We start from the raw sequence: 19,448 nt of genomic DNA, 5'->3' as shown, positions 1-19,448 counted from the left end.
TGGTCGCGACTACTTGGTCTCTTCGTACTTCTGTTTGACGGCCGCGGCGAACTTCGCCACGTCACCGTCCTCGATGAAGAGGCCGAGCGCGGTGTCGATCTCGGCGTTCCAGGCGTTGTTGGCCACCACGCCGTGGGCGAGGGAGCCGACCAGCTGCACCGAGCCGTCCTTGGTGCCCTGCCACTGCTCCAGGCCCCACTTGAGGTAGCCGGTGTACAGCGCGGCGTCACCGTCGGTGCGCGCCGGGACCGAGCCCTTCTTGGGGTTGAAGGCGTCCTGGCCGCTCTTCGAACCGGCCTCCTTGAGCCACGCTTCTGCGGCGGTCTTGTTCTTCGCCTTCGCCGGCAGCGTGAAGCTGTCCGAGAGGAAGTTGAAGATGTTGTCGGTCCCCGGGGAGGCCGCCACCTTGTAGTCGGTGTCGACCGCCAGGCCCTTGTCGCCCTTGAGGTAGGCGTCGGCCCAGTCGCCCATGACCGCGAAGGCCGCGTCGCCCGAGACAACCTTGTCCATCATCGGCTGCCAGTCGGCCGAGGGCGACTTGATGTCGCTGTACTCCAGCACCTTGGCGAACACGCCGAGGGCCTCGGTGACCTCCGGGCCGGTCCAGTCGGTGGTGCCGTTCCACAGGCCGTCGTAGCCGGCCTTGCCCAGCTCACCGAGCAGGACGTTCTCCAGCAGGTGCTTCTGCGTCCAGCCCGGGCCGATGGCCAGCGGGATCTTGCCCTCGCCCTTGATCTTCTCGGCGACGGTGAGGAACTCCGACCAGGTGGCCGGGACCTTCTCGTCGATGCCGAGATCCTTGAGGGTCTTGGGGTTGAACCACATCAGGTTGGAGCGGTGGATGTTGACCGGGACGGCGTAGAGCTTGCCGTCGATGGTCAGGTACTCCAGCAGCTCGGCCGGGAACACGTCCCGCCAGCCCTCGGAGTCGTAGAGGCTCGTGATGTCGGAGACCCATCCGTTGCGGATGTCGTCTTGCAGTTCGAGGCCCGCGTGCCGCTGGTACGAGTCCGGTGCGTCGCCGTCCTTGAGACGGGTCTGCAAGATGGCCTTGGCGTTGGAACCGGCACCGCCGGAGACCGCCGCGTTGACGAACTCGATGTCGGGGTTCTTGGTCTTGAAGTCGGCGATCATCGCCGCCAGACCCTCTTCCTCACCGGGGCCGGTCCACCACGAGAAGACCTCGACCTTGGTGTTGTCACCCCCGCCACCGTCGTCCGCGTCCTTCGAACAGGCCGGCAAAGCCACGAGCGCGGCCGCCATGGCCAGCGCGACGAACCCTCTCCGTCGAAGGCCCATTGCCACCTCCCAGGTGTTGGATACTTACGCAAGGCGAACCTCACCACGGGTCGTCAGATCTGTCAACGGATGCCATGATTCTGTTGCGAATCCGTTAAGCCGCGCCAGGTTCGGCCCCGGAAAAGCGGGCCAAGTCGCCTATGCCGGACGATGTTCTGTGAACGGTTGACTAAACTTTCCCGACCGAGTCCCCCTTGAAGCGGGGACGGCGAGACCGGAGGACATCCGTGCCGAGTGACCACGTCTCCCCATCGACCCGACCTCGCGCCGCCGGCTCGAAGGCGGCCGGGCTGTGGCGGGACGGCCTGCGCGGGAACACTTCGCGGGTGGCGCGGGCGCTGCGCGAGTCGGGGCCGAGCACGCGCGCCGAACTCGTGACACGGACGGGCCTGTCGCGTCCGACGGTGTCGGCGGCGCTGGTGGAGCTCATCGACGGCGGTCTGGCCGCCGAGGAGTCCAAGGCCTCGGCGCAGGCGACCGGCGGGCGCCGCGCGGCGGTGGTGAGCCTGACCCGGAAGACGGGCCTGGCCGTCGGAGTCGACATCGGGCGCAGGCACGTGCGGGTGGCGGTGGCCGATCTCGGGCAGCGGATCCTCACCGAGCGCTCCGAGCCGCTCGACCGCGACGCCGACGACCGCCCGGCGCAGGTCCTGGACCACACGGCGTCCATGGTGGACGACGCGCTGGCCGACGTCGGCGCGGTGCGCGGCGACATCGTCGGAGTCGGGCTGGGCATCCCGGTGCCGTTGACGCGGGCGGGAGTGCTGGGCTCGCCGACGCTGCTGCCGGCCTGGGCCGATCTAGCGCCGGCCGCGGAGTTGTCGGCGCGTCTGGGTGTTCCGGTGCACGCCGACAACGACGCCAACCTCGGCGCCCTGGGTGAGCAGCGCTGGGGCGCGGGACGCGGAACGAAGGTGTTCGTCTACGTCAAGCTCGCCACCGGCGTCGGTGCCGGGCTGGTCTTCGACGGCGTGCTGTTTCGCGGGATCACCGGCACCGCCGGCGAACTGGGGCACATCACGCTCGACGCGCACGGTCCGGTCTGCCAGTGCGGCAACCGCGGTTGCCTTGAGCTCTACGTCGGCGGCCGGGCACTGCTCGACCACGCCCGGCACACGCATCCGACGCTGACGTCCCTTTCGGACCTGACGGCGCTGGCCGCCGAGGGCGATCTGCGACTGCGGCGGCTCCTCAACGACGCCGGCGGGCATCTGGGCATCGCGCTGGGCGGCCTGGTGAACCTGGTCAACCCCGAGTTGATCGCGGTCGGCGGCGAGTTGGGCGCGGCGGCGCAGCTGTTCCTGGATCCCTTGCGCACCGGGCTTTCCAGCACGGCGATGCCCGCGGCGGCCGAGGCGGTGCACATCGCGCCGGCCACTCTCGGGGACCGGGCGACGGCGCTGGGCGGCGTGGTGCTCGCGCTGACGGTCTGAGCCTTCCCCGCGGCCACTCTCTGTGGCAGGGTCGTCTCTTGACGAGTTGGAGGTCGAGACCTTGCCCCGACGCCCCTTGACCCGCCTGGCCGGCGCCCTCGCGCTACTGGCCGCCGCGACGCTGACCGCCTGCTCCTCCCCCGCGCAGGACGCCGACGCGGGCGTCCTGCGGGTCGTGACGCCCTACAGCGTCAAGTCCCTCGACCCGTTACAGCAGGGCCTGTGGGCGCCCGAGTGGGGCTACGGCGAACTTCTGATGCGCGCCACCGAGAGCGGCACGGTCGAGCCCTGGCTGCTGGAGAAGCTGTACCGGGCGACCGATACCACCTGGCACCTCACACTCCGGCCCGGCTTGGCCTTCCACAATGGTCACGAGCTCGGCGCCGAGGCCCTCGCGAGCCTCATCGAGACCAACCTCGCGGACAACAAGCGCGCGCGATCACTGCTGGGAAAGGCGAAGGCGTCCGTCGACGGTCCGCTGACCGTCGTGCTCGACACCGGCGAGCCGAGGCCCAACCTCCCCAACCTCCTGGCCGACGAGGGCGTCCTGCCCGTGTTCGACGCCGCCGCGCTGGCCGAGGCGCCCGACCTGTCCGACAACGCCGCCCTGGCCGCGCTGGGGATCTACACCGGGCCGTTCACCGTCGCCTCGCTGACCTCCGATCGCCTGACCCTGAAGCGAAACGAGAACTACCGGCTCGGCCCCGCGTTGCTCACCGGCGTCGAGGTGTCCTTTGTGGAGGACGGCCAGGCCCGGGTGCTCGCGGTGCGCTCGGGCGAGGCCGATCTGGCCTTCTACCCGCCGTCGGAGGCCCTGCGCAACCTCGGCGACGACGCCCGGATCCTCACCGCGCCGGCCAATCCATCTCCCCTGCGCGGTTTCGTCAACACCCGGGGCGTGCTCGGCGACACCGACGTCCGCAAAGCCCTCGCGCTGGCGATCGACTACCGGACCCTCGCCGAGGACGCCATGGACGGGCTCTACACCCCACCGGTGGGAATGTTCCCGACCTCGGTGCCCTACGCACGCGATGACCTGCGCACCGACCCCGCCGAAGCGGCCCACCTGCTCGACACCGCCGGCTGGACACCCGGCGCCGACGGGATCCGCGTCAAGAACGGCCGCGAACTGACCGTGACGATCCTGTCCTACGGCAGCCAGCCCGACACCGCCGTCATCGCCACCGCCCTCCAGGCCCAGCTCGCGCCCGCCGGTTTCGCCGTCGAGGTCCGCGACGTCCCCGCCAACTACGAGGCCATGGCCGACCCGAGCGGCTGGGACGTCGGCATGAGCTTCGACAGCGCCCTCGGCACCACCTACGACCCGCTGGGCCGCCTGCACGACTTCCTGCACACCGGGGGCCAGTACAACTTCGGCGCCGTCGGCGATGCCGAACTCGACCGGATCCTCGACGAACTGTCGGCCGCTTTCGACGAGACCGAACGCGCCCGGCTCCTCGGCGAGGTCCAGCGCATCGCCGTCGCCGAGCGGACCTACGCCCTGTTCATCGCCGACCGGCCCGTCCGCGTCGTCGCGTCCCCCGCCCACGCCGGCTACCGCGTGTCCTCGGTACTCCAGCACGTCGACGGCGGCACCTCTCCCGGCGAGCGATGACCCGGCTGGTCCTGCGCGGTCTGGCGACCACGGTCGCGATCCTGCTCGCCGCCGGCGCCCTGGTGTGGGCGCTGATGCTGCTGGCGCCCGTCGATCCCGCACGCCAGATCCTGCTCTCCCAGGGCGATCCGGCCCCGACCCCCGCCGAGGTCGACGCCACCCGGCACGCGCTCGGCCTCGACGACGGCTACCTGGTGCAGTACGGCCGCTGGCTGACCGCCGCGGCCCACGGCGACTTCGGGATCTCCTGGCGCACCGGCGATCCCGTCGCCGCCGAGCTCGCCGAACGGCTTCCCCCGACAATCCGGCTGACCCTCGTCGCGCTCCTCTTCGCCGTCGTCCTGGCCGTGGCCCTGGCGGTGCCCGGCGTCGGGAATCCGGGCGGCGGCACCGATCTGGCCGCACGGGGACTCGTCTTCGGCGGCTCGGCGGTACCGTCCTTCGCCCTCGGCGTGGTGCTGCTGGAGTTCGTCGTGGTCGGCGCCGGGATCGGCCGCGTCGTCGCCGACGGGAGCTGGTCGGGGGCTCTCCTCCCGGCGATCCCCCTTGCCGTCGGCATCGGCGCCGAGTGGGCGCGCGTCCTGCGCGGCGGCCTGCGCGACGCCCTCGACGCGCCCCACGCCGACACCGCGCGAGCACGCGGGTCCGGAAGGCTCAGACTGCTGCTCCTGCACGGGTTCCCGCACACCGCCGCGCCCTTCCTCACCGTCGCGGCGATGAGCACCGGCGGCCTCCTCGCCGGCGCCGCCGTCATCGAGACCCTCTTCACCTGGCCGGGCGTGGGCAGGCTTCTCATCACCTCCATCGACGCCGGAGACCTGCCCGTCGTCCAGGCGATCGTGCTGCTCGGAGTCATCGCCTACCTCGCCGCCGACCTGGCGGCCCGGCTCCTCGCCGCGGCCGTCGACCCGCGCCTGCGGAGCCGGACCCGGTGATCCCCCGTTCCCTCCACATAGGAGCGTGGCTGCTGGTGGCGCTCGCCGTTCTCGCCGTGGCCGCACCGCTGGCCCTGCCCGACCCCGACCGAGTCGACTACACCGCCGAACTCACCGCGCCCGGCGCCGCCCACCCTCTCGGCACCGACCAGCTCGGCCGCGACCTCGCCGCCCGCCTCGCCGCCGGCGCGCGCACGACCCTCGGCTCGGTCGGCGCGGTCTGGCTCGTCTCGGTCGCCGTCGGACTGTTCGCCGGAACCCTCGGCGCCCTCGCCGGACGCCTCGGGGAACAGGTCGTCGCCCGCGTGGTGGATCTCGCGCTCGCACTGCCCCAGACCGTGGTGGCCCTGGCGATCGCCGGCGCCCTCGGGCCGGGACTCTGGCAGCTCGTGCTGGCCATGTCGGCCACGGCGTGGGCGCCGACCGCGCGGCTCGCGCACACCTACGTCCACGCCGCCCGCGAGCGCCCCGACGTGATCGCCGCGCGCATGGCGGGCATCGGCCCGGTCCGCGCCATGTGCGCCCACGTGCTCCCTGGGGCCGCCGCGCGCGTCGTCGTGGTCGCCACCCTCGGCGTCGGACAGCTCATCCTGTCCCTGGCGGCCCTGTCGTTCCTCGGGCTGGGCGCGGCACCGCCCACCGCCGAATGGGGCCGGATGCTCGCCGACAGCCGCCATGACGTGATCGCCGCCCCCTGGCTCATCATCGTCCCGACCACGGCGATCTTCCTCGCCGTCACCGCGGTCTCGCTGGTCGCCGACGGCGCCCGCGAGCGCGTCGATCCGGGGAGGCGAGCGTGGCCGAGGTTCTGACCGTCGACGACCTCCACGTCACCTACCCCGACGGCACGCGCGCGCTTCGCGGCGTGAGCCTCGCGCTCGCCGACGGCGCGTGCCTCGCCCTCGTCGGCGAATCCGGGTCGGGCAAGTCGACGCTCCTGCGCGCGCTGCTCTCGTTGCTGCCCAGGGCAAGCGTGGTCACGGGTTCGGCGATCGTCGGCGGGGTCGAGGCCGTCGGCGCCGACCGTGCGGCCATGCGGCGCCTGCGCGGCGGCCTGCTCGGTCACGTCGCCCAAGACCCGCACACCGCCGCCGATCCACTATGGACCGTGGGCCGCAGTCTGCGGGAAGCGTGGCGCGCCAGACGACTGCGCCCGCCACCGGGCGCCCCGGCCGAACGCGCCCGCGCCGTCGGCATCGACCGCCCCGCCGAGCGCCTGCGGCAGCACCCGCACCAGTGGTCGGGCGGGATGCTCCAGCGCGCGCAGATCGCCGGAGCCGGGGTCCACGGCCCGCTCGTCACGCTCGCCGACGAGCCGACCAGCGCCCTCGACGCCGAACTTGCCGCCATCACACTCGGCGTCCTCCGCCGCGACAGCCGGGCCCTGCTGCTGGTCAGCCACGACCTGCGCCACGTGGCCGCCGTCGCCGACCAGGTCGCGGTCCTTTACGCCGGCCGCGTCGTCGAGGTCGGGCGCGATGCACTGACCGCACCCCGGCACCCCTACACGCGCGCCCTGGTCGCCGCCACACCCCGGCCCGGCCACGGACTGCCGACCGAACTGCCCGGCACCCCACCCGATCTGCGGGCGGACATCGTCGGCTGCGCCTTCGCCCCCCGCTGCCCGCTGGCCGTCAACGCCTGCCACCACAGCGATCCGGCCCTCGCCGACGGCGTGGCCTGCCCGGTGGTGAGCGGATGAACCTCGTCGTCGAGGCGCGCGGACTGTCGCGCACATACCGGAAAGGACGCCTCACCGTGCACGCGGTGTCCGATGTGGACCTCGCGCTCGCGCCCGGCGAGATCCTCGGCGTCGAAGGCAGATCCGGGTCCGGCAAGTCGACGCTGCTGCGCCTGCTCATGGGCGTCGAACGGCCCGACGCCGGCGAAATCCTCCGCGACGGCCGCCCCGCCGAGCGCAGGCCGCCGCCCGGCTGGGCGATGCCCGTGTTCCAGGACGCGCGCGGAAGCCTCGATCCACGCTGGCCCCTCTGGCGCACCGTCGCCGAACCTCTCATCCCCACCACCGGCGACAAGGCAGCCCGCCGCGCCGCCGCCGAGGACTGGCTCACGCGCGTCGGGCTCGCCCATCTCGACCCACACGCCCGGCCGACGGTCCTGTCGAGCGGTCAATGCCAGCGCGTCGCCATCGCCCGCGCCCTCATCGCCGGCCCCCGCGTCGTCTTCGCCGACGAACCCACCGCCGGCCTCGACACCACCACCGCCGCCGGCATCACCCGCCTCCTCCGGACGGCCGCCGACGAGCACGGCACCGCGCTGGTCGTCGTCAGCCACGACGCCGACCGGCTCGCCGTGCTCGCCGACCGCGTCGCGCGCATGGAGTCAGGGAGGCTGATGGGTGAGGGGGCGGGTGGCCAGAGGGTTCGGAGGGATGGGCTGTGAGATGGCATTGCGGATCTCGCAGCCATCAAGGCGAAGCGAAAAGCGCCGCCGAGCCGGCGCATGAGCCCCGCCCACGGCCGAACCCAGCCCCTCCCGCTCCCTACACCCGCTCGAACAAAGCAATCGTCTCGAAGTGGTGCGTCATCGGAAACGCGTCGTACGACCGCAGCGTCCGCAGCCCCCAGCCGAGCTTCGCGAAGGTCTTCACGTCACGCCCCAGCGCCGCCGGATCGCACGCCACATACGCGATCGCCCGCGGCACCGCGTCCACCATCCCCGTGATGACCCGCTCCCCCGCACCTGACCTCGGCGGGTCGAGCACGATCACGTCAGGCTGCGGCAGCTCGTCGACGAGCGCGGCCACGTCCCCGTAAACCGCGCGCGCTTGCGGCAGGTCGGCGAGGTTGCCGGTGGCGTTCCCCCGCCGGTCGGTCTCGACGAGGGTCACGTCTCCGTGCTCGCCGACCGCTTCGGCGAGGGCGACGGCGAACAGCCCCGCCCCGCCGTAGAGGTCCCACGCGCTCTCGGCGGGTTGGGGGTCCAGCAGTTCGATCACGGTCTGGGTGAAGGTCCTCGCGGAGTGGCGGTGGACCTGCCAGAAGGCCTCCGACATGAGCTCGAAGCGGCGCTCGCCGACGTTCTCGCCGATCAGCGCCGGCCCGCTGATCTGCTCGGCGTGCGCGCGGCGCCCGTGCCCTTCCTGGCGCCCGCGGGTGGCGTGGACGGACAGTTCGGGCGCGGCGGAGTCGACGACGCCGACGGAGCCGAAGCCGCTCCAGTCGGTCTCCAAGACGTCGGCTTCCTGGATGCGCGGGGTGGCGACCATGCACCTGTCGATGGGGACGACGTGGTGCGAGCGGTGGCCGCGCAGGCCTGCGCGGCCGGTGGAGTCGACGGCGTACTGCATCCGGGTGCGCCAGCCGGCCTCGCCGCCGGGCAGGGCCTCGACCTCGTACTGCTCGACCTCTTCGACGCTCATCCCGCCGAGGCGCACGAGCTGCTCGCGCAGCACCGCCGTCTTCAGGTCGAGCTGGGTCTTGGGGTCGGCGTGCTGGAAGTCGCAGCCGCCGCAGCCGCCGGGGTGGGCGTAGGGGCAGGGCGCCTCGCGCCGTCCGGGAGCGGGGGTGAGGATCTCGACGGCGTCGCCGCGGAGGTACCCGGTCTTGCGCTCGGTGATCTTGACCCGGACGGTCTCGCCGGGGAGGGCGTGCCGGACGAAGATGACACGGCCGTCGTGGCGAGCGACGCAGTGCCCCCCGTGGGCGACCGCCCCGACCTCGACGGTGAGGAGGTCTCTGTCGTTGCTCATCGGTGCGGGGTCATCCTGTCGTCGAAGCGGTCTGGATCACGGTTCTCGCTGGACACCAGCTGCCAGGGCACGCTGGTGACCATCACGCCCGGCTCGAAGAGCAGGCGGCTCTTGATGCGCAGGGCGCTCTGATTGTGCAGGAGATGCTCCCACCAGCGGCCCACCACGTACTCCGGAATGAAGACCGTCACCACGTCTCTCGGCGAGGCCTTTCGCAGCGACTTGATGTGGTCGATGATCGGGCGGGTGATCTCGCGGTAGGGCGACTCGACGACCGACAGGGGCACCGGGATGCGCCTGCGGTCCCACTCGGCCTGGAGCGCGCGGGTCTCGGCGTCGTCGACGTTCACGGTGAGCGCGACGATGCTGTCGGGACGGGTCGCCTGGGCGTAGGACAGGGCGCGCAGGGTCGGCAGGTGGAGCTTGCTGACCACGACGACGACGTGGTTGCGCGAGGGCAGCGGCGGCCGCTCGTCGGGCGGCACGAGCTCGTGGGAGACCTTGTCGTAGTGCTTCCGGATGGCCCGCATGAGCAGGTAGAACATCACCATGAACACGATGGACAGCCACGCGCCGTGGGTGAACTTCGTGATGATGACGATGACCAGAACGGTCGCGGTCATCAGCAGGCCGAAGGCGTTGATGGCCTGGGAGCGGCGCATGCGGTGGCGTGCCTTGGTGTCGCGTTCGGTGCGCAGCAGCCGGTTCCAGTGGCGGATCATGCCGCTCTGCGACATCACGAAGGACACGAACACGCCCACGATGTAGAGCTGGATGAGCTTGTGCTCGTCGGCGTCGTAGATGGCGACGAGGACCATTGCTGCCAGGGCGAGCATGACGATGCCGTTGGAGAACGCGAGCCGGTCGCCGCGGGTGTGCAGCTGGCGCGGCAGGTAACGGTCCTGGGCGAGGATCGAGCCGAGGACCGGGAAGCCGTTGAAGGCGGTGTTGGCGGCCAGGACGAGGATGAGCCCGGTGACGGCCGTGACGTAGACGAAACCGATCGGGAAGTGGTCGAAGACGGTGTCGGCCAGCTGCGCCAGGAGCGTCTTCTGGATGAATCCGTCGGGGGTGCCGGTGAGGTCGGCGGGGTTCTCGGCCATCTTGACCTGGGTGATCCTGGCCAGGGCGACCAGGCCCATGAACATGGTCACCGCGATGCCGCCCATGAGCAGCAGGGTGGTGGCCGCGTTCTTTCCCTTGGGCGGTTTGAACGACGGGACACCGTTGGCGATGGCTTCGACGCCGGTGAGGGCGGCGCAGCCCGAGGCGAAGGTCCGCAGCAGGAGGAAGACCAGCGTCGCGCCGGCCAGGTCGGGTTCCTCGGCGATGAGGCCGTAGTCGGCGCTCTCGGCGCGCAGTTCGTCGCCGAGGACGAAGACGCGGAACAGCCCGTAGACGATCATGGCCGCGACGCCGAAGATGAACGCGTAGGTCGGCACGGCGAAGGCGACGCCCGACTCACGGATGCCGCGCAGGTTGACCGCGGCGAGCAGGGCGATGGCGATCAGGGAGAAGGCGACCTTGTGCTCGTCGACGAGGTTCCAGGCCGAGCCGATGTTGGCGGCGGCCGCCGAGATCGACACGGCGACGGTGAGGACGTAGTCGACGAGCAGGGCGCTGGCCACGACCAGGCCGAAGGCGGGCCCGTGGTTGACGGTGGCGACCTCGTAGTCACCGCCGCCGGAGGGGTAGGCGTTGACGTTCTGCCGGTAGGAGGCGACCACGGCGATCATGACCAGGGAGATGAACAGGCCGATCCAGCCGCTGTAGACGTAGGCGCCGGCACCGGCGATGCTCAGCGCGAGGAAGATCTGCTCGGGCGCGTAGGCGACCGAGGACATCGCGTCGGAGGCGAACACCGGAAGCGCGACGCGTTTGGGTAGCACGGCGTGCGAGAGCCGGTCTGAGCGAAACGGTCGGCCCAGGAGCAGACGCTTCACCAGCGAAGTTGGACTTGCCACTGCGACAGAGTAGCCACCGGTGACGGCGGCGCGCGCCCGCCCGGCCGCAACTCGTCGCAGGCGCGTTCCCACGTGAACGACCGGGCACGATGGGTCACGTGGCAGGCTGTCAGGAACAGGGACGGGCCGTGCGCGCGTCCACGCACGTCAAACGGGAGACACACGGGTGCATGTGGTGATCATGGGTTGCGGGCGGGTCGGTTCGACCCTCGCTCGCGGGCTCACCGAACGCGGGCATTCGGTCGCGGTCATCGACCAGAACCCCGAGGCGTTCCGGCGGCTCGACCGCGACTTCGAGGGTCAGATGATCACCGGGGTCGGTTTCGACCGCACGGTGCTGACCGAGGCCGGCATCTCCCGCGCCGACGCCTTCGCCGCGGTCTCCTCCGGCGACAACTCCAACATCATCGCCGCCAGGGTCGCGCGCGAGGTCTACGGCGTCGGCAACGTCGTGGCCCGCATCTACGACTCCGGGCGCGCGGCGGTCTACGAGCGGCTGGGCATCCCGACGGTGGCGACGGTCCGGTGGGCCGCGAGCCGCCTGATGCGCCACCTCGACCCGGGCCCCGACATCGAGGTGTGGCGCGACTCGACGAGTTCGGTGGCGATGATCGAGCTGTTCCTCCACGCCGACTGGATCGGCCAGCCCTTGGAGCGCCTGGAGACGGCGACCGGGGTGCGCACGACCTATGTCGTGCGCTTCGGGCTCGGCGTCCTGCCGACTCCTTCGATGGTGATCCAGGACGGGGACCAGCTGTTCGCGCTGGTCACCGACGACCTGGCCAGGAACGTGCGGCGCGTGGCGGCCGCGGCGCCGGAAGGAGCACAGTGATGCGGGTGGCGATCGCGGGGGCGGGCAACGTCGGCCGGTCCATCGCCGCGGAACTGGCCGACAACGGCCACCGGATCCTGCTGATCGAGCGCAACCCGAAGATGCTTCGGCCCGAGCGGGTGCCGGAGGCGGAGTGGCTGCTGGCCGACGCGTGCGAGCTGTCGAGCCTCCAGGCGGCGCGGCTGGCCGACTGCGAGGTCGTGGTGGCCGCGACCGGTGATGACAAGGCCAACCTGGTGCTGTCGCTGCTGGCGAAGACCGAGTTCGGTGTCCCCCGCGTGGTGGCGCGCGTCAACCGCGCCGAGAACGAGTGGCTTTTCACCGAGCAGTGGGGCGTCGACGTGTCGGTGAGCAAGCCCCGGCTGCTGGCGGCGCTCGTCGAGGAGGCGGTGTCTGTCGGCGAGGTCGTGCGCCTGATGACCTTCCGGCAGTCGCAGGCCAACCTCGTGGAGATCACGCTTCCCGACGACGCGCCCTACGTGGGCCGGCCGGTGCGGGAGATCCCGATGCCGCCGGACAGCGCGCTCACGGCGATCCTGCGAGGGCGGCGGGTCATCACGCCCACGCCCGACGACCCGATCGAGGCCGGTGACGAGCTGGTGTTCGTGTGCGCCGAGGACGCCGAGGAGGCGTTGAAGGTCGTGCTGCTGGGCTCGCCGGGCAGGCCCTAGGCGGGCTTGGACTTCAGCGAGAGGTCCTTGCGCACCGCCCAGATGGTGATGGCGACCAGCGCGCCCGTCACGGGGTATCCCGCGGCGATGGTGACCACGCCCAGGGGGGTGTCGGCGCCCATGGCGTAGAGGGCCCAGCGGACGATGTTCTTGGCGAGCCACACCACGCCCCACAAGACGGTGAGCCAGGTGAAGATGCGCAGCAGGCGCGGGTTGGCGCGCCATTCGCCCTTGCCGCCGCCGGCGACGACCGACCAGACCCAGCCGATGGCCGGCTGGCGGAACACCACCGAGATGAGCATGGCGACGCCGTAGACGAGGCCGATGAGGATGCCGGGGAGGTAGAAGTCCTCGGCGTCACCGCTCTTCCAGGCGAGGTAGGCGCCGACGGCGATGCCGAACAGGCCGTTGAGGGCGTGCCGGATCGTCTCCTTGCGGAACAGCCGCCACGCGGCGATGGCCAGCGCCGAGGCGACCGCCGTGATGATCGCGGGGCGCAGGTCCCAGATGAGGTTGACCACGACGAACACGCCGACGGGCACACTGGCCTCGATCAGGCCGCGGACTCCCCCGAGCTGGGCGGCCAGTTGCTCGCCGAAGGGCTGCTCTGCCTGCTCGCTCGCGGTCGCGCGTTGTTCTTCGGTCACGTTGCTCCTCATCCGGTCACGACGTAGGCGCCGCCAGGGTGTAGTGCGGGTTGTAGATAACTTTACGTTCCTCCCGCAGAGCCACCCGTCCGCGTGCCGTGAGAAGTCGTCCGGGTTCGATTCCGGCGATCCTGCGACGGCCCAGCCAGACGAGGCTGATCATGTCGCTTCCGTCGTACAGAAGGGCTTCGAGGAGCGGCAGGTTGGTGCAGGGGGTGAAGGTGACGGACTTGAGGCGTCCGGTGACCGCGACCTGTTCGCCGGCGGCGATCAGGCCCATGGGCTTGCACGAAGCGCGCAGGCACTCTCGCTGGAGCTCCTGGGCGTCGAGTTCCGAGTCGTCGGCCGACAGGCGTGCGATCGCCCGTCTCAGCGGTGACAACCGACGTTCTCTCGTGGCCGGCACGACTCCTGCTCCCTTTTGTGAGAGGACTTCCTCGATCCAGCGTACGCCGGGCGGTCAAAGGGTGGCGGGGGCTGTGATCGGGGGTGCAGACCGGGGGTCCCCGGAGGGGATGTGCGCCACAACCGTGTGTGCGCAGGGTATTCAGCCGGTATGCGAACGGGACGTCTCACGGGTGCCGTGGGGCACTCGTGGGACGTCCCGTCAGTGGTGTGTCTCCCCGCCGGGGGTCACTCGTCGGCGGCCGCCGACGGTCCCGGTGAGGGCTTGCGCGCTCCGCCGTTCTGCGCGGCCTCGGCCTGCGCGCGAGCGCGTTCGGCGACCTCCTTGGGCAGCTGCATCGGCAGGATCTCCTGCACGGGCATCGCCTCGGTGCCGCGGTCGACGATCACGCCGCGCAGGCATCCGTCGAGGACCTCTGCGGCCTCGTCGTCGATGGCGGCCTTGCCCTGGAACACCGCGCGGACCATCCAGCGCGGCCCGGAGATGCCGATGAACCGCGCCTGGACGGTTCCCTTGGGGCCTTTGAGGCGGGCGTGGAGTTCGGGGCCCCACTCGCCTTCGCCTTCCTTGACGCTGCCGCCCTCGCGGTGGATCTGGGCCTGGATGTCCTCGCGGACCTCGTCCCAGATGTCCTCGGTGCGGGGTGCGGCGATCGCGGTGAGCTGCAGGGCGCTCTCGCCGTGCACGAGCACGATCTGCTTGATGTTGCCCTGCTGGTCGCCCTGCATCTGGACGTTGACGCCCTCGACGACCGGTACGCGCAGGCTGCCCAGGTCGAGCCGCTTCACGCCGTCCTTGGGCGCCTCGGAGGCGTCGTAGGGACCGGCGCCGCCTTCCTCGTCCTCGGTCTCGGTGAGGTCGTCGTCGGCGACGTCCTTCTCCACCGGCGTGGGCTCGCCGCGGCCGGCGTCCTTCTTCTTGCGGCGTCCAAACACCGTTTCCCTCAGTCCTTCCGATCAGTCCGGTCCAGCGCCGCGTGGCCGCCGGTCGATCCGTGCCCGCCGGCGCCTCGCTCGGTGTCGGGCAGCGTCTCGGTGACGTTGAACCGGGCTCGCGCGACGCGCTGGACGACTAGCTGCGCTATGCGGTCACCGCGGGCGATTTTCGCGGTGTCGTCTCGGTCATGGTTGATCAGGTTGACCAGAATCTCGCCACGGTAACCGGCGTCGACCGTACCCGGTGCGTTGAGCACGGTCACGCCCAGCCGGGCGGCGAGCCCCGAGCGGGGATGGACCAGCCCTACGTAACCGTCCGGCAGCGCGACGGCCACACCGGTGGGCACCAGGGCACGGTGTCCCGGGGGCAGTTCGACGTCCTGCGCGGCGTACAGGTCGGCACCGGCGTCGCCGTCGTGGGCGTAGGCCGGCGCGGGGAGCCCGGCGTCGATCAACCGCAACCCGACCGTGACCTCTTCGGTCCGCTCCGACATGTCGTCAAGCCTCTCGCTAACCTCGAACCGTGACCGACGGTTCGTTTCGTGAACGCATGTACGTGCCATGGTGGGCCTGGCCAGTGACCCTGGCGATCGTCGCACTGTTGGCCGCCGAGATCCACATGGGCGCGCCCGGCGTGCGCGTGTGGCTTCCCTATGCCGTGGGCCTGCCGGCCGCGACCGCGCTGCTGCTGTGGCTCGGGCGCCTGCGGGTGTCGGTGGTCGGGGGACGCCTCGAGGTCGACGACGCCAACCTCCCCGTCGAGTTCATCGGCGAGGTGACGCCCCTGGAGGGGACGGCATTGCGCGACGCCCTCAGCGTCGGCCTGCACCCCCTGGCCTTCGTGGTTCAGCGTCCGTGGGTGCGCGGCGCCGTCCGCGTCGAGGTGAACGACGCCGACGACCCCACCCCGTACTGGATCGTGTCGACCCGCCGTCCCGAACGGCTGGCCGAGGCCTTGCGTAGCGCACAGGGTGCGCCCCGTCCCGTGGACGACGCACACCCTGTGTCCTGATCTGTCGGGCCCCACGCCCCGGTGACGGCCCCGCGTTAGGCGGCGCAGTCTCGGCAGATGAGTTTTCCCTTTTTCTGCGAGGCAAGCTGACTGCGGTGATGGACCAAGAAGCAACTTGAGCAACGGAACTCGTCGGTCTGCATCGGCAGGACCTTGACCGTCAGCTCCTCATCGGCCAAATCCGCCCCGGGCAGCTCGAAGTTCTCGGCCACCTCCGCCTCGTCAACATCCACGCTGCCCGACTGCGCATCGGTACGACGCGACTTGAGCTCTTCGAGGCTGTCTTCGCTCGAGTCGTCCGAGTCCCGACGCGGCGCGTCGTAGTCGGTAGCCATTGGTGTTCACACTCCCATGTCTTGTTCGCGCCCGGCATCCGAGCACTGATATTCCTGCCCGCGGCAAGCTCCCGCGCCGTCCCTTGTCGACAACACTGCGGTCCACGGTCACCCGGCGGGGTTCCCCCTGAGGCGCGGTACCTTACCGCGTCAGCGCATCCTAGTTACACCCGCCGCCCAAAAAATGTTCCCAATGTGACCCAGGCGACTCAGAAGGTTAGGTGTTCGCGCGGTCAGAGGGAAGTTCGGCGCGCCGGAGTCGACCATGCGAATCCGTAGGGGCGCCGGGACAAGATAGCCTCTTGCCGTCGTCAACTAAAGGGGAGGCCTCATGCGGCTCGCTCGCGTCCGGGCGCTGATCATCGTCGGCGTGCTCGCTCTGGTGGCCACCGCGACCGCCGGCTGGGCGATCCTCAACGACTCGCAGGCCGACCTCGGGGGATGTGCCAGCGACAAGGTCCGCGTGAGCCTGGAGATGCCCGAACCCAAGGACGTCGAGGTCCGCGTGTTCAACGGAACGGGCGAACCGGGACTCGCCGAGCAGGTCAAGGGCGATCTCGAAGAGTACGGCTACAAGGTCGTCAAGGTCGGCAACAAGAAGCGCGATGACCTGGAGGTCAGCGCCGAGGTCCGCTTCGGACCGCAGGCGGTCGGCGCCGGCCACGTGCTGAGCGCCTACTTCCTCGACTCGGCCCGCAAGTTCGATCCCGAGCGCGATGACGCCGTCGTCGATGTGATCATCGGCACCGGTTTCCGCCAGGTCAACACCGAGAGCGAGAAGGTGCAGTCCCTCGGAGAGATCGGCCGGCCGACCGCTCCGACGGGAACCTGCCCGATCAACCCGTGACACTCCGGAAGGCACTGTCGGCTTTCCGACTTCGCAGAAGTCCACGAAGTGGACCGTGCACACCGGGAGCCGCCGCGAGGATCATCGCCCGCCCGGGCACGTCCGAGTCGAGTCCGCTCACCACGGCACCGGCCTCGGCGGCGATGATCCCCCCGGCGGCGTAGTCCCACACGTTCGGGCCGCTCTCGTAGTAGGCGTCGACCGTCCCGTCGGCGACCATGCACAGGTCCAGCGCCGCCGACCCCGTGCGCCGGATGTCGCGCACATGCGGCAGCACACCGGCCAGCACCGCCCCCTGACGGGCGCGCTGCTCCGGGTCGTAACCGAACCCCGTCGCCAGCATCGACCGCCCGAGGTCAACCGGCGCGTTGCAGGTGACCCGTTCGCCGTCGCGGAACGCGCCCGACCCCGCCGAGGCGTGATAGACGGTCCCCGTGGCGATGTTGTGCACCACCCCGGCCAGCAGCCTCCCGCCGGCCTCAGCGGCCAGCGAGACGGCGTAGAAGGGCATCCCGTAGACGTAGTTGACCGTCCCGTCGATGGGGTCGACGATCCACCGCACCCCGTCGGCGCCCGAACCCGTCCGGGCGCCGCCCTCCTCGCCGATGAAGGCGTCGTGAGGGCGCGCCGCCGACAGCCGGGACACGATCAGCTCCTCGGCCGCCTTGTCGGCAGCTGTGACCACATCGTTAACTGTCGACTTCGTGCTGATTTGCGACACCGCCGCGAGCCGCTCGGCCCGGGCGAGGCCGGCCGCTTCGGCAGCCACCTCCAGAGCCAGATCCAGAAGCAGATCGATGTCGTATTCGCCCGGAATCGACCCGAAAGGCAGGGGCCACTCAGGCGTGATGGGATGATCGGAGAATTCTTCGCTGTCCACGGACCCATCGTGCCAAGTGAGGACCCACGTCGATCTTCAGGTGGGTTTTTTCATCACAGCGGCCTTGACAGAAGATGATCGGGGCAGTAGGGCGTTACAATTCACGCCTGCCCACGCGACGCCGAAGCGACGCGGGGGTTCGCAGACCAAGAAACCCAATCGAACCGGCTACGGTTCGGTGTGCCCGCCAACGCCTCGGAAGGTAGTTCGTGACAGCAGCGCGCCCCACCGGCATTGACATCCGCTCTCTCACTGAGTCCATTCTGGAGCAGGCCGCCAACAACGGCGGGCAGGTCACCTCCGGAGAAGTCGCCCACACACTCGAGAGCGCGGGGGTGACCCCGGCACAGGGGAAGAAGATCCTCCGCGCGCTCGCCGACGCCGACGTCACCGTCGTCGTCGACGGCTCGGCAAACACCTCCCGCCGCCGGGTGCCGGCCGCCAGGGCCGCCACACCGGCGTCCAAGGCGACCACCGCGCGCACAACCCGCAAGCGGGCGACCCCGGCGAAGGTGACGACCAGCTCGGTCAACGCCGACCCCGAGGGCGACTCCCCGGACGAGACCTCCGCACCGGCGAAGAAGGCGGCGGCCAAGAAGGCCACCGCCAAGAAGGCCGCGGCGAAGAAGACGACCGCCAAGAAGACCGCCGCCGCAAAGCCCGCCGACCCCGACCTGGTCGACGAGCCCGGCGACGACTTCGACGAGGCCGCCTTCGAAGCCGAAATGGCGGCCGAGGACGCAGCTCCGCGCAAGACGGCACGCAAGACCGCCGCCAAGAAGACCGCGAAGAAGACCACGGCCAAGAAGACGAGCTCGAAGAAGGACGACGACGAACCCGACCTCGGGTCCGACGGTCTCGACTTCGACTGGGACGACGAGGACTCCGAAGCCCTCAAGCAGGCTCGTAAAGACGCCGAGATGACCGCTTCGGCCGACTCCGTCCGCGCCTACCTCAAGCAGATCGGCAAAGTGCCTCTGCTGAACGCGGCGCAGGAGGTCGAGCTCGCCAAGCGCATCGAGGCCGGGCTCTACTCGGTCGAACGACTGCGCACCGCCGAGGAGGCCGGCGAGAAGCTGCCGATGCAGCTTCGCCGGGACCTGTCGTGGATCACCCGCGACGGCGACCGCGCCAAGAACCACCTCCTGGAGGCCAACCTCCGCCTGGTCGTATCGCTCGCCAAGCGCTACACCGGTCGCGGCATGGCCTTCCTGGACCTCATCCAGGAGGGGAACCTCGGCCTGATCCGTGCCGTCGAGAAGTTCGACTACACCAAGGGCTTCAAGTTCTCGACCTACGCGACATGGTGGATCCGACAGGCCATCACACGGGCGATGGCAGACCAGGCCCGCACCATCCGTATACCGGTGCACATGGTCGAGGTCATCAACAAGCTCGGCCGCATACAGCGTGAACTCCTCCAGGACCTGGGCCGCGAGCCCACCCCGGAAGAGCTCGCCAAGGAGATGGACATCTCCCCCGAGAAGGTTCTGGAGATCCAGCAGTACGCTCGCGAGCCGATCTCGCTGGACCAGACCATCGGTGACGAGGGCGACAGCCAGCTCGGTGACTTCATCGAGGACTCCGAGGCGGTCGTCGCCGTCGATGCGGTGTCGTTCTCTCTGCTTCAGGACCAGCTTCAGCAGGTTCTGCAGACGCTCTCGGAGCGGGAGGCGGGTGTCGTCAGGCTGCGGTTCGGTCTGACCGACGGCCAGCCGCGCACCCTCGACGAGATCGGCCAGGTCTACGGTGTGACCCGCGAGCGGATCCGCCAGATCGAGTCGAAGACGATGTCCAAGTTGCGGCACCCGTCACGTTCGCAGGTACTTCGCGACTATTTGGACTGAGTATTTCAACCCTTCGGTCACTGTCCGTCATCGGTACGCGGATCGTCCGTGGTCATGGGTTGCCGATCATGGCATCGG

General features: G+C 70.3%; 20 protein-coding genes. 11 read left to right on the top strand and 9 right to left on the bottom strand.

Features of this window, described 5'->3' with window-relative positions; all coding sequences use genetic code 11:
- Nucleotides 1-9 precede the first annotated feature (9 nt).
- A complete protein-coding gene (locus AB0I28_RS11405) occupies nt 10-1,299 on the bottom strand; it encodes an ABC transporter substrate-binding protein (RefSeq protein WP_357492110.1) in 1,290 nt (429 codons plus the stop codon).
- A gap of 227 nt (nt 1,300-1,526) precedes the next feature.
- On the opposite strand from AB0I28_RS11405, the gene AB0I28_RS11400 reads away from it, so the two are divergent.
- The 6 genes from AB0I28_RS11400 (at nt 1,527) to AB0I28_RS11375 (ending at nt 7,685) form a co-directional block, all read left to right on the top strand.
- Nucleotides 1,527-2,732, top strand: coding sequence for an ROK family transcriptional regulator (locus tag AB0I28_RS11400; RefSeq protein WP_357492109.1), 1,206 nt, complete (start codon nt 1,527-1,529; stop codon nt 2,730-2,732).
- A 61-nt stretch (nt 2,733-2,793) separates the two neighbouring features.
- Nucleotides 2,794-4,347 (top strand): ABC transporter substrate-binding protein, encoded by a 1,554-nt coding sequence (locus AB0I28_RS11395; protein WP_357492108.1) that lies wholly within the window; start codon nt 2,794-2,796, stop codon nt 4,345-4,347.
- Entirely contained in the window at nt 4,344-5,282 is a 939-nt protein-coding gene (locus tag AB0I28_RS11390) for an ABC transporter permease (RefSeq protein WP_357492107.1), read from the top strand. Before AB0I28_RS11395 ends, AB0I28_RS11390 begins: the two co-directional genes overlap by 4 nt.
- Complete coding sequence (locus tag AB0I28_RS11385) at nt 5,279-6,094, top strand: ABC transporter permease (protein WP_357492106.1); 816 nt, start codon at nt 5,279-5,281, stop codon at nt 6,092-6,094. The genes AB0I28_RS11390 and AB0I28_RS11385 overlap by 4 nt, the downstream gene beginning before the upstream one ends.
- Entirely contained in the window at nt 6,079-6,984 is a 906-nt protein-coding gene (locus AB0I28_RS11380; RefSeq protein ID WP_357492104.1) for an ABC transporter ATP-binding protein, read from the top strand. The genes AB0I28_RS11385 and AB0I28_RS11380 overlap by 16 nt, the downstream gene beginning before the upstream one ends.
- Nucleotides 6,981-7,685, top strand: coding sequence for a dipeptide/oligopeptide/nickel ABC transporter ATP-binding protein (locus AB0I28_RS11375; RefSeq protein ID WP_357492102.1), 705 nt, complete (start codon nt 6,981-6,983; stop codon nt 7,683-7,685). The genes AB0I28_RS11380 and AB0I28_RS11375 overlap by 4 nt, the downstream gene beginning before the upstream one ends.
- Nucleotides 7,686-7,785: 100 nt before the next feature.
- Here AB0I28_RS11375 and AB0I28_RS11370 read toward each other — a convergent pair whose 3' ends face one another.
- Both AB0I28_RS11370 and AB0I28_RS11365 read right to left on the bottom strand, forming a co-directional pair.
- Nucleotides 7,786-8,994, bottom strand: a complete 1,209-nt coding sequence (locus tag AB0I28_RS11370; RefSeq protein ID WP_357492101.1) for a TRAM domain-containing protein — start codon at nt 8,992-8,994, stop codon at nt 7,786-7,788.
- Nucleotides 8,991-10,958, bottom strand: a complete 1,968-nt coding sequence (locus AB0I28_RS11365; protein WP_357492099.1) for an APC family permease — start codon at nt 10,956-10,958, stop codon at nt 8,991-8,993. Before AB0I28_RS11365 ends, AB0I28_RS11370 begins: the two co-directional genes overlap by 4 nt.
- Before the next feature lie 166 nt (nt 10,959-11,124).
- On the opposite strand from AB0I28_RS11365, the gene AB0I28_RS11360 reads away from it, so the two are divergent.
- The gene (locus AB0I28_RS11360) at nt 11,125-11,790 is read left to right on the top strand and encodes a TrkA family potassium uptake protein (protein ID WP_357492097.1); all 666 of its coding nucleotides are present in this window, start codon (nt 11,125-11,127) and stop codon (nt 11,788-11,790) included.
- Nucleotides 11,790-12,461, top strand: coding sequence for a TrkA family potassium uptake protein (locus AB0I28_RS11355; protein ID WP_357492095.1), 672 nt, complete (start codon nt 11,790-11,792; stop codon nt 12,459-12,461). The genes AB0I28_RS11360 and AB0I28_RS11355 overlap by 1 nt, the downstream gene beginning before the upstream one ends.
- Here AB0I28_RS11355 and AB0I28_RS11350 read toward each other — a convergent pair.
- From AB0I28_RS11350 to dut, 4 genes are all read right to left on the bottom strand, one after another.
- Entirely contained in the window at nt 12,458-13,108 is a 651-nt protein-coding gene (locus AB0I28_RS11350; protein ID WP_357492094.1) for a DUF3159 domain-containing protein, read from the bottom strand. The genes AB0I28_RS11355 and AB0I28_RS11350 overlap by 4 nt on opposite strands.
- 16 nt (nt 13,109-13,124) lie before the next feature.
- Nucleotides 13,125-13,490 (bottom strand): OB-fold nucleic acid binding domain-containing protein, encoded by a 366-nt coding sequence (locus AB0I28_RS11345; protein WP_357492092.1) that lies wholly within the window; start codon nt 13,488-13,490, stop codon nt 13,125-13,127.
- A 251-nt stretch (nt 13,491-13,741) separates the two neighbouring features.
- Entirely contained in the window at nt 13,742-14,449 is a 708-nt protein-coding gene (locus AB0I28_RS11340; RefSeq protein WP_357492090.1) for a DUF3710 domain-containing protein, read from the bottom strand.
- Nucleotides 14,450-14,457: 8 nt separating this feature from the next.
- Nucleotides 14,458-14,943 carry a dUTP diphosphatase gene (dut, locus tag AB0I28_RS11335; RefSeq protein WP_357492088.1) on the bottom strand — a complete coding sequence of 162 codons (486 nt, stop codon included), beginning with the start codon at nt 14,941-14,943 and terminating at the stop codon, nt 14,458-14,460.
- 29 nt (nt 14,944-14,972) lie between these two features.
- On the opposite strand from dut, the gene AB0I28_RS11330 reads away from it, so the two are divergent.
- Nucleotides 14,973-15,461, top strand: a complete 489-nt coding sequence (locus AB0I28_RS11330) for a DUF3093 domain-containing protein (protein WP_357492086.1) — start codon at nt 14,973-14,975, stop codon at nt 15,459-15,461.
- A gap of 35 nt (nt 15,462-15,496) precedes the next feature.
- Here AB0I28_RS11330 and AB0I28_RS11325 read toward each other — a convergent pair whose 3' ends face one another.
- On the bottom strand, nt 15,497-15,796 hold the full coding sequence (locus AB0I28_RS11325) for a DUF4193 domain-containing protein (protein WP_184787731.1): 300 nt from the start codon (nt 15,794-15,796) through the stop codon (nt 15,497-15,499).
- A 331-nt stretch (nt 15,797-16,127) separates the two neighbouring features.
- Here AB0I28_RS11325 and AB0I28_RS11320 point away from each other — a divergent pair, with 331 nt between their 5' ends.
- On the top strand, nt 16,128-16,643 hold the full coding sequence (locus AB0I28_RS11320; RefSeq protein WP_357492084.1) for a LytR C-terminal domain-containing protein: 516 nt from the start codon (nt 16,128-16,130) through the stop codon (nt 16,641-16,643).
- On the opposite strand, the gene AB0I28_RS11315 is transcribed toward AB0I28_RS11320, so the two are convergent.
- Nucleotides 16,633-17,460: an inositol monophosphatase family protein gene (locus AB0I28_RS11315; RefSeq protein WP_357493258.1), complete on the bottom strand. Its 828-nt coding sequence runs from the start codon at nt 17,458-17,460 to the stop codon at nt 16,633-16,635. The genes AB0I28_RS11320 and AB0I28_RS11315 overlap by 11 nt on opposite strands.
- A gap of 272 nt (nt 17,461-17,732) precedes the next feature.
- Between AB0I28_RS11315 and AB0I28_RS11310 the strand changes: the two genes are divergently transcribed.
- Entirely contained in the window at nt 17,733-19,370 is a 1,638-nt protein-coding gene (locus AB0I28_RS11310; protein WP_357492082.1) for an RNA polymerase sigma factor, read from the top strand.
- The last annotated feature ends 78 nt before the right edge of the window (nt 19,371-19,448 follow it).

The organism is Phytomonospora sp. NPDC050363 (assembly GCF_040655735.1).
Lineage (GTDB): Bacteria > Actinomycetota > Actinomycetes > Mycobacteriales > Micromonosporaceae > Phytomonospora.
This window is presented reverse-complemented; position numbering and strand designations above follow the sequence as displayed.

What these genes read in the sequence shown, in the direction of transcription:
- AB0I28_RS11390 (WP_357492107.1), top strand. Translation starts at nt 4,344, where the DNA reads ATGACCCGGCTGGTCCTGCGCGGTCTGGCGACCACGGTCGCGATCCTG.
- AB0I28_RS11320 (WP_357492084.1), top strand. Translation starts at nt 16,128, where the DNA reads ATGCGGCTCGCTCGCGTCCGGGCGCTGATCATCGTCGGCGTGCTCGCT.
- AB0I28_RS11370 (WP_357492101.1), bottom strand. Translation starts at nt 8,994, where the DNA reads ATGAGCAACGACAGAGACCTCCTCACCGTCGAGGTCGGGGCGGTCGCC.
- AB0I28_RS11355 (WP_357492095.1), top strand. Translation starts at nt 11,790, where the DNA reads ATGCGGGTGGCGATCGCGGGGGCGGGCAACGTCGGCCGGTCCATCGCC.
- dut (WP_357492088.1), bottom strand. Translation starts at nt 14,943, where the DNA reads ATGTCGGAGCGGACCGAAGAGGTCACGGTCGGGTTGCGGTTGATCGAC.
- AB0I28_RS11325 (WP_184787731.1), bottom strand. Translation starts at nt 15,796, where the DNA reads ATGGCTACCGACTACGACGCGCCGCGTCGGGACTCGGACGACTCGAGC.
- AB0I28_RS11405 (WP_357492110.1), bottom strand. Translation starts at nt 1,299, where the DNA reads ATGGGCCTTCGACGGAGAGGGTTCGTCGCGCTGGCCATGGCGGCCGCG.
- AB0I28_RS11375 (WP_357492102.1), top strand. Translation starts at nt 6,981, where the DNA reads ATGAACCTCGTCGTCGAGGCGCGCGGACTGTCGCGCACATACCGGAAA.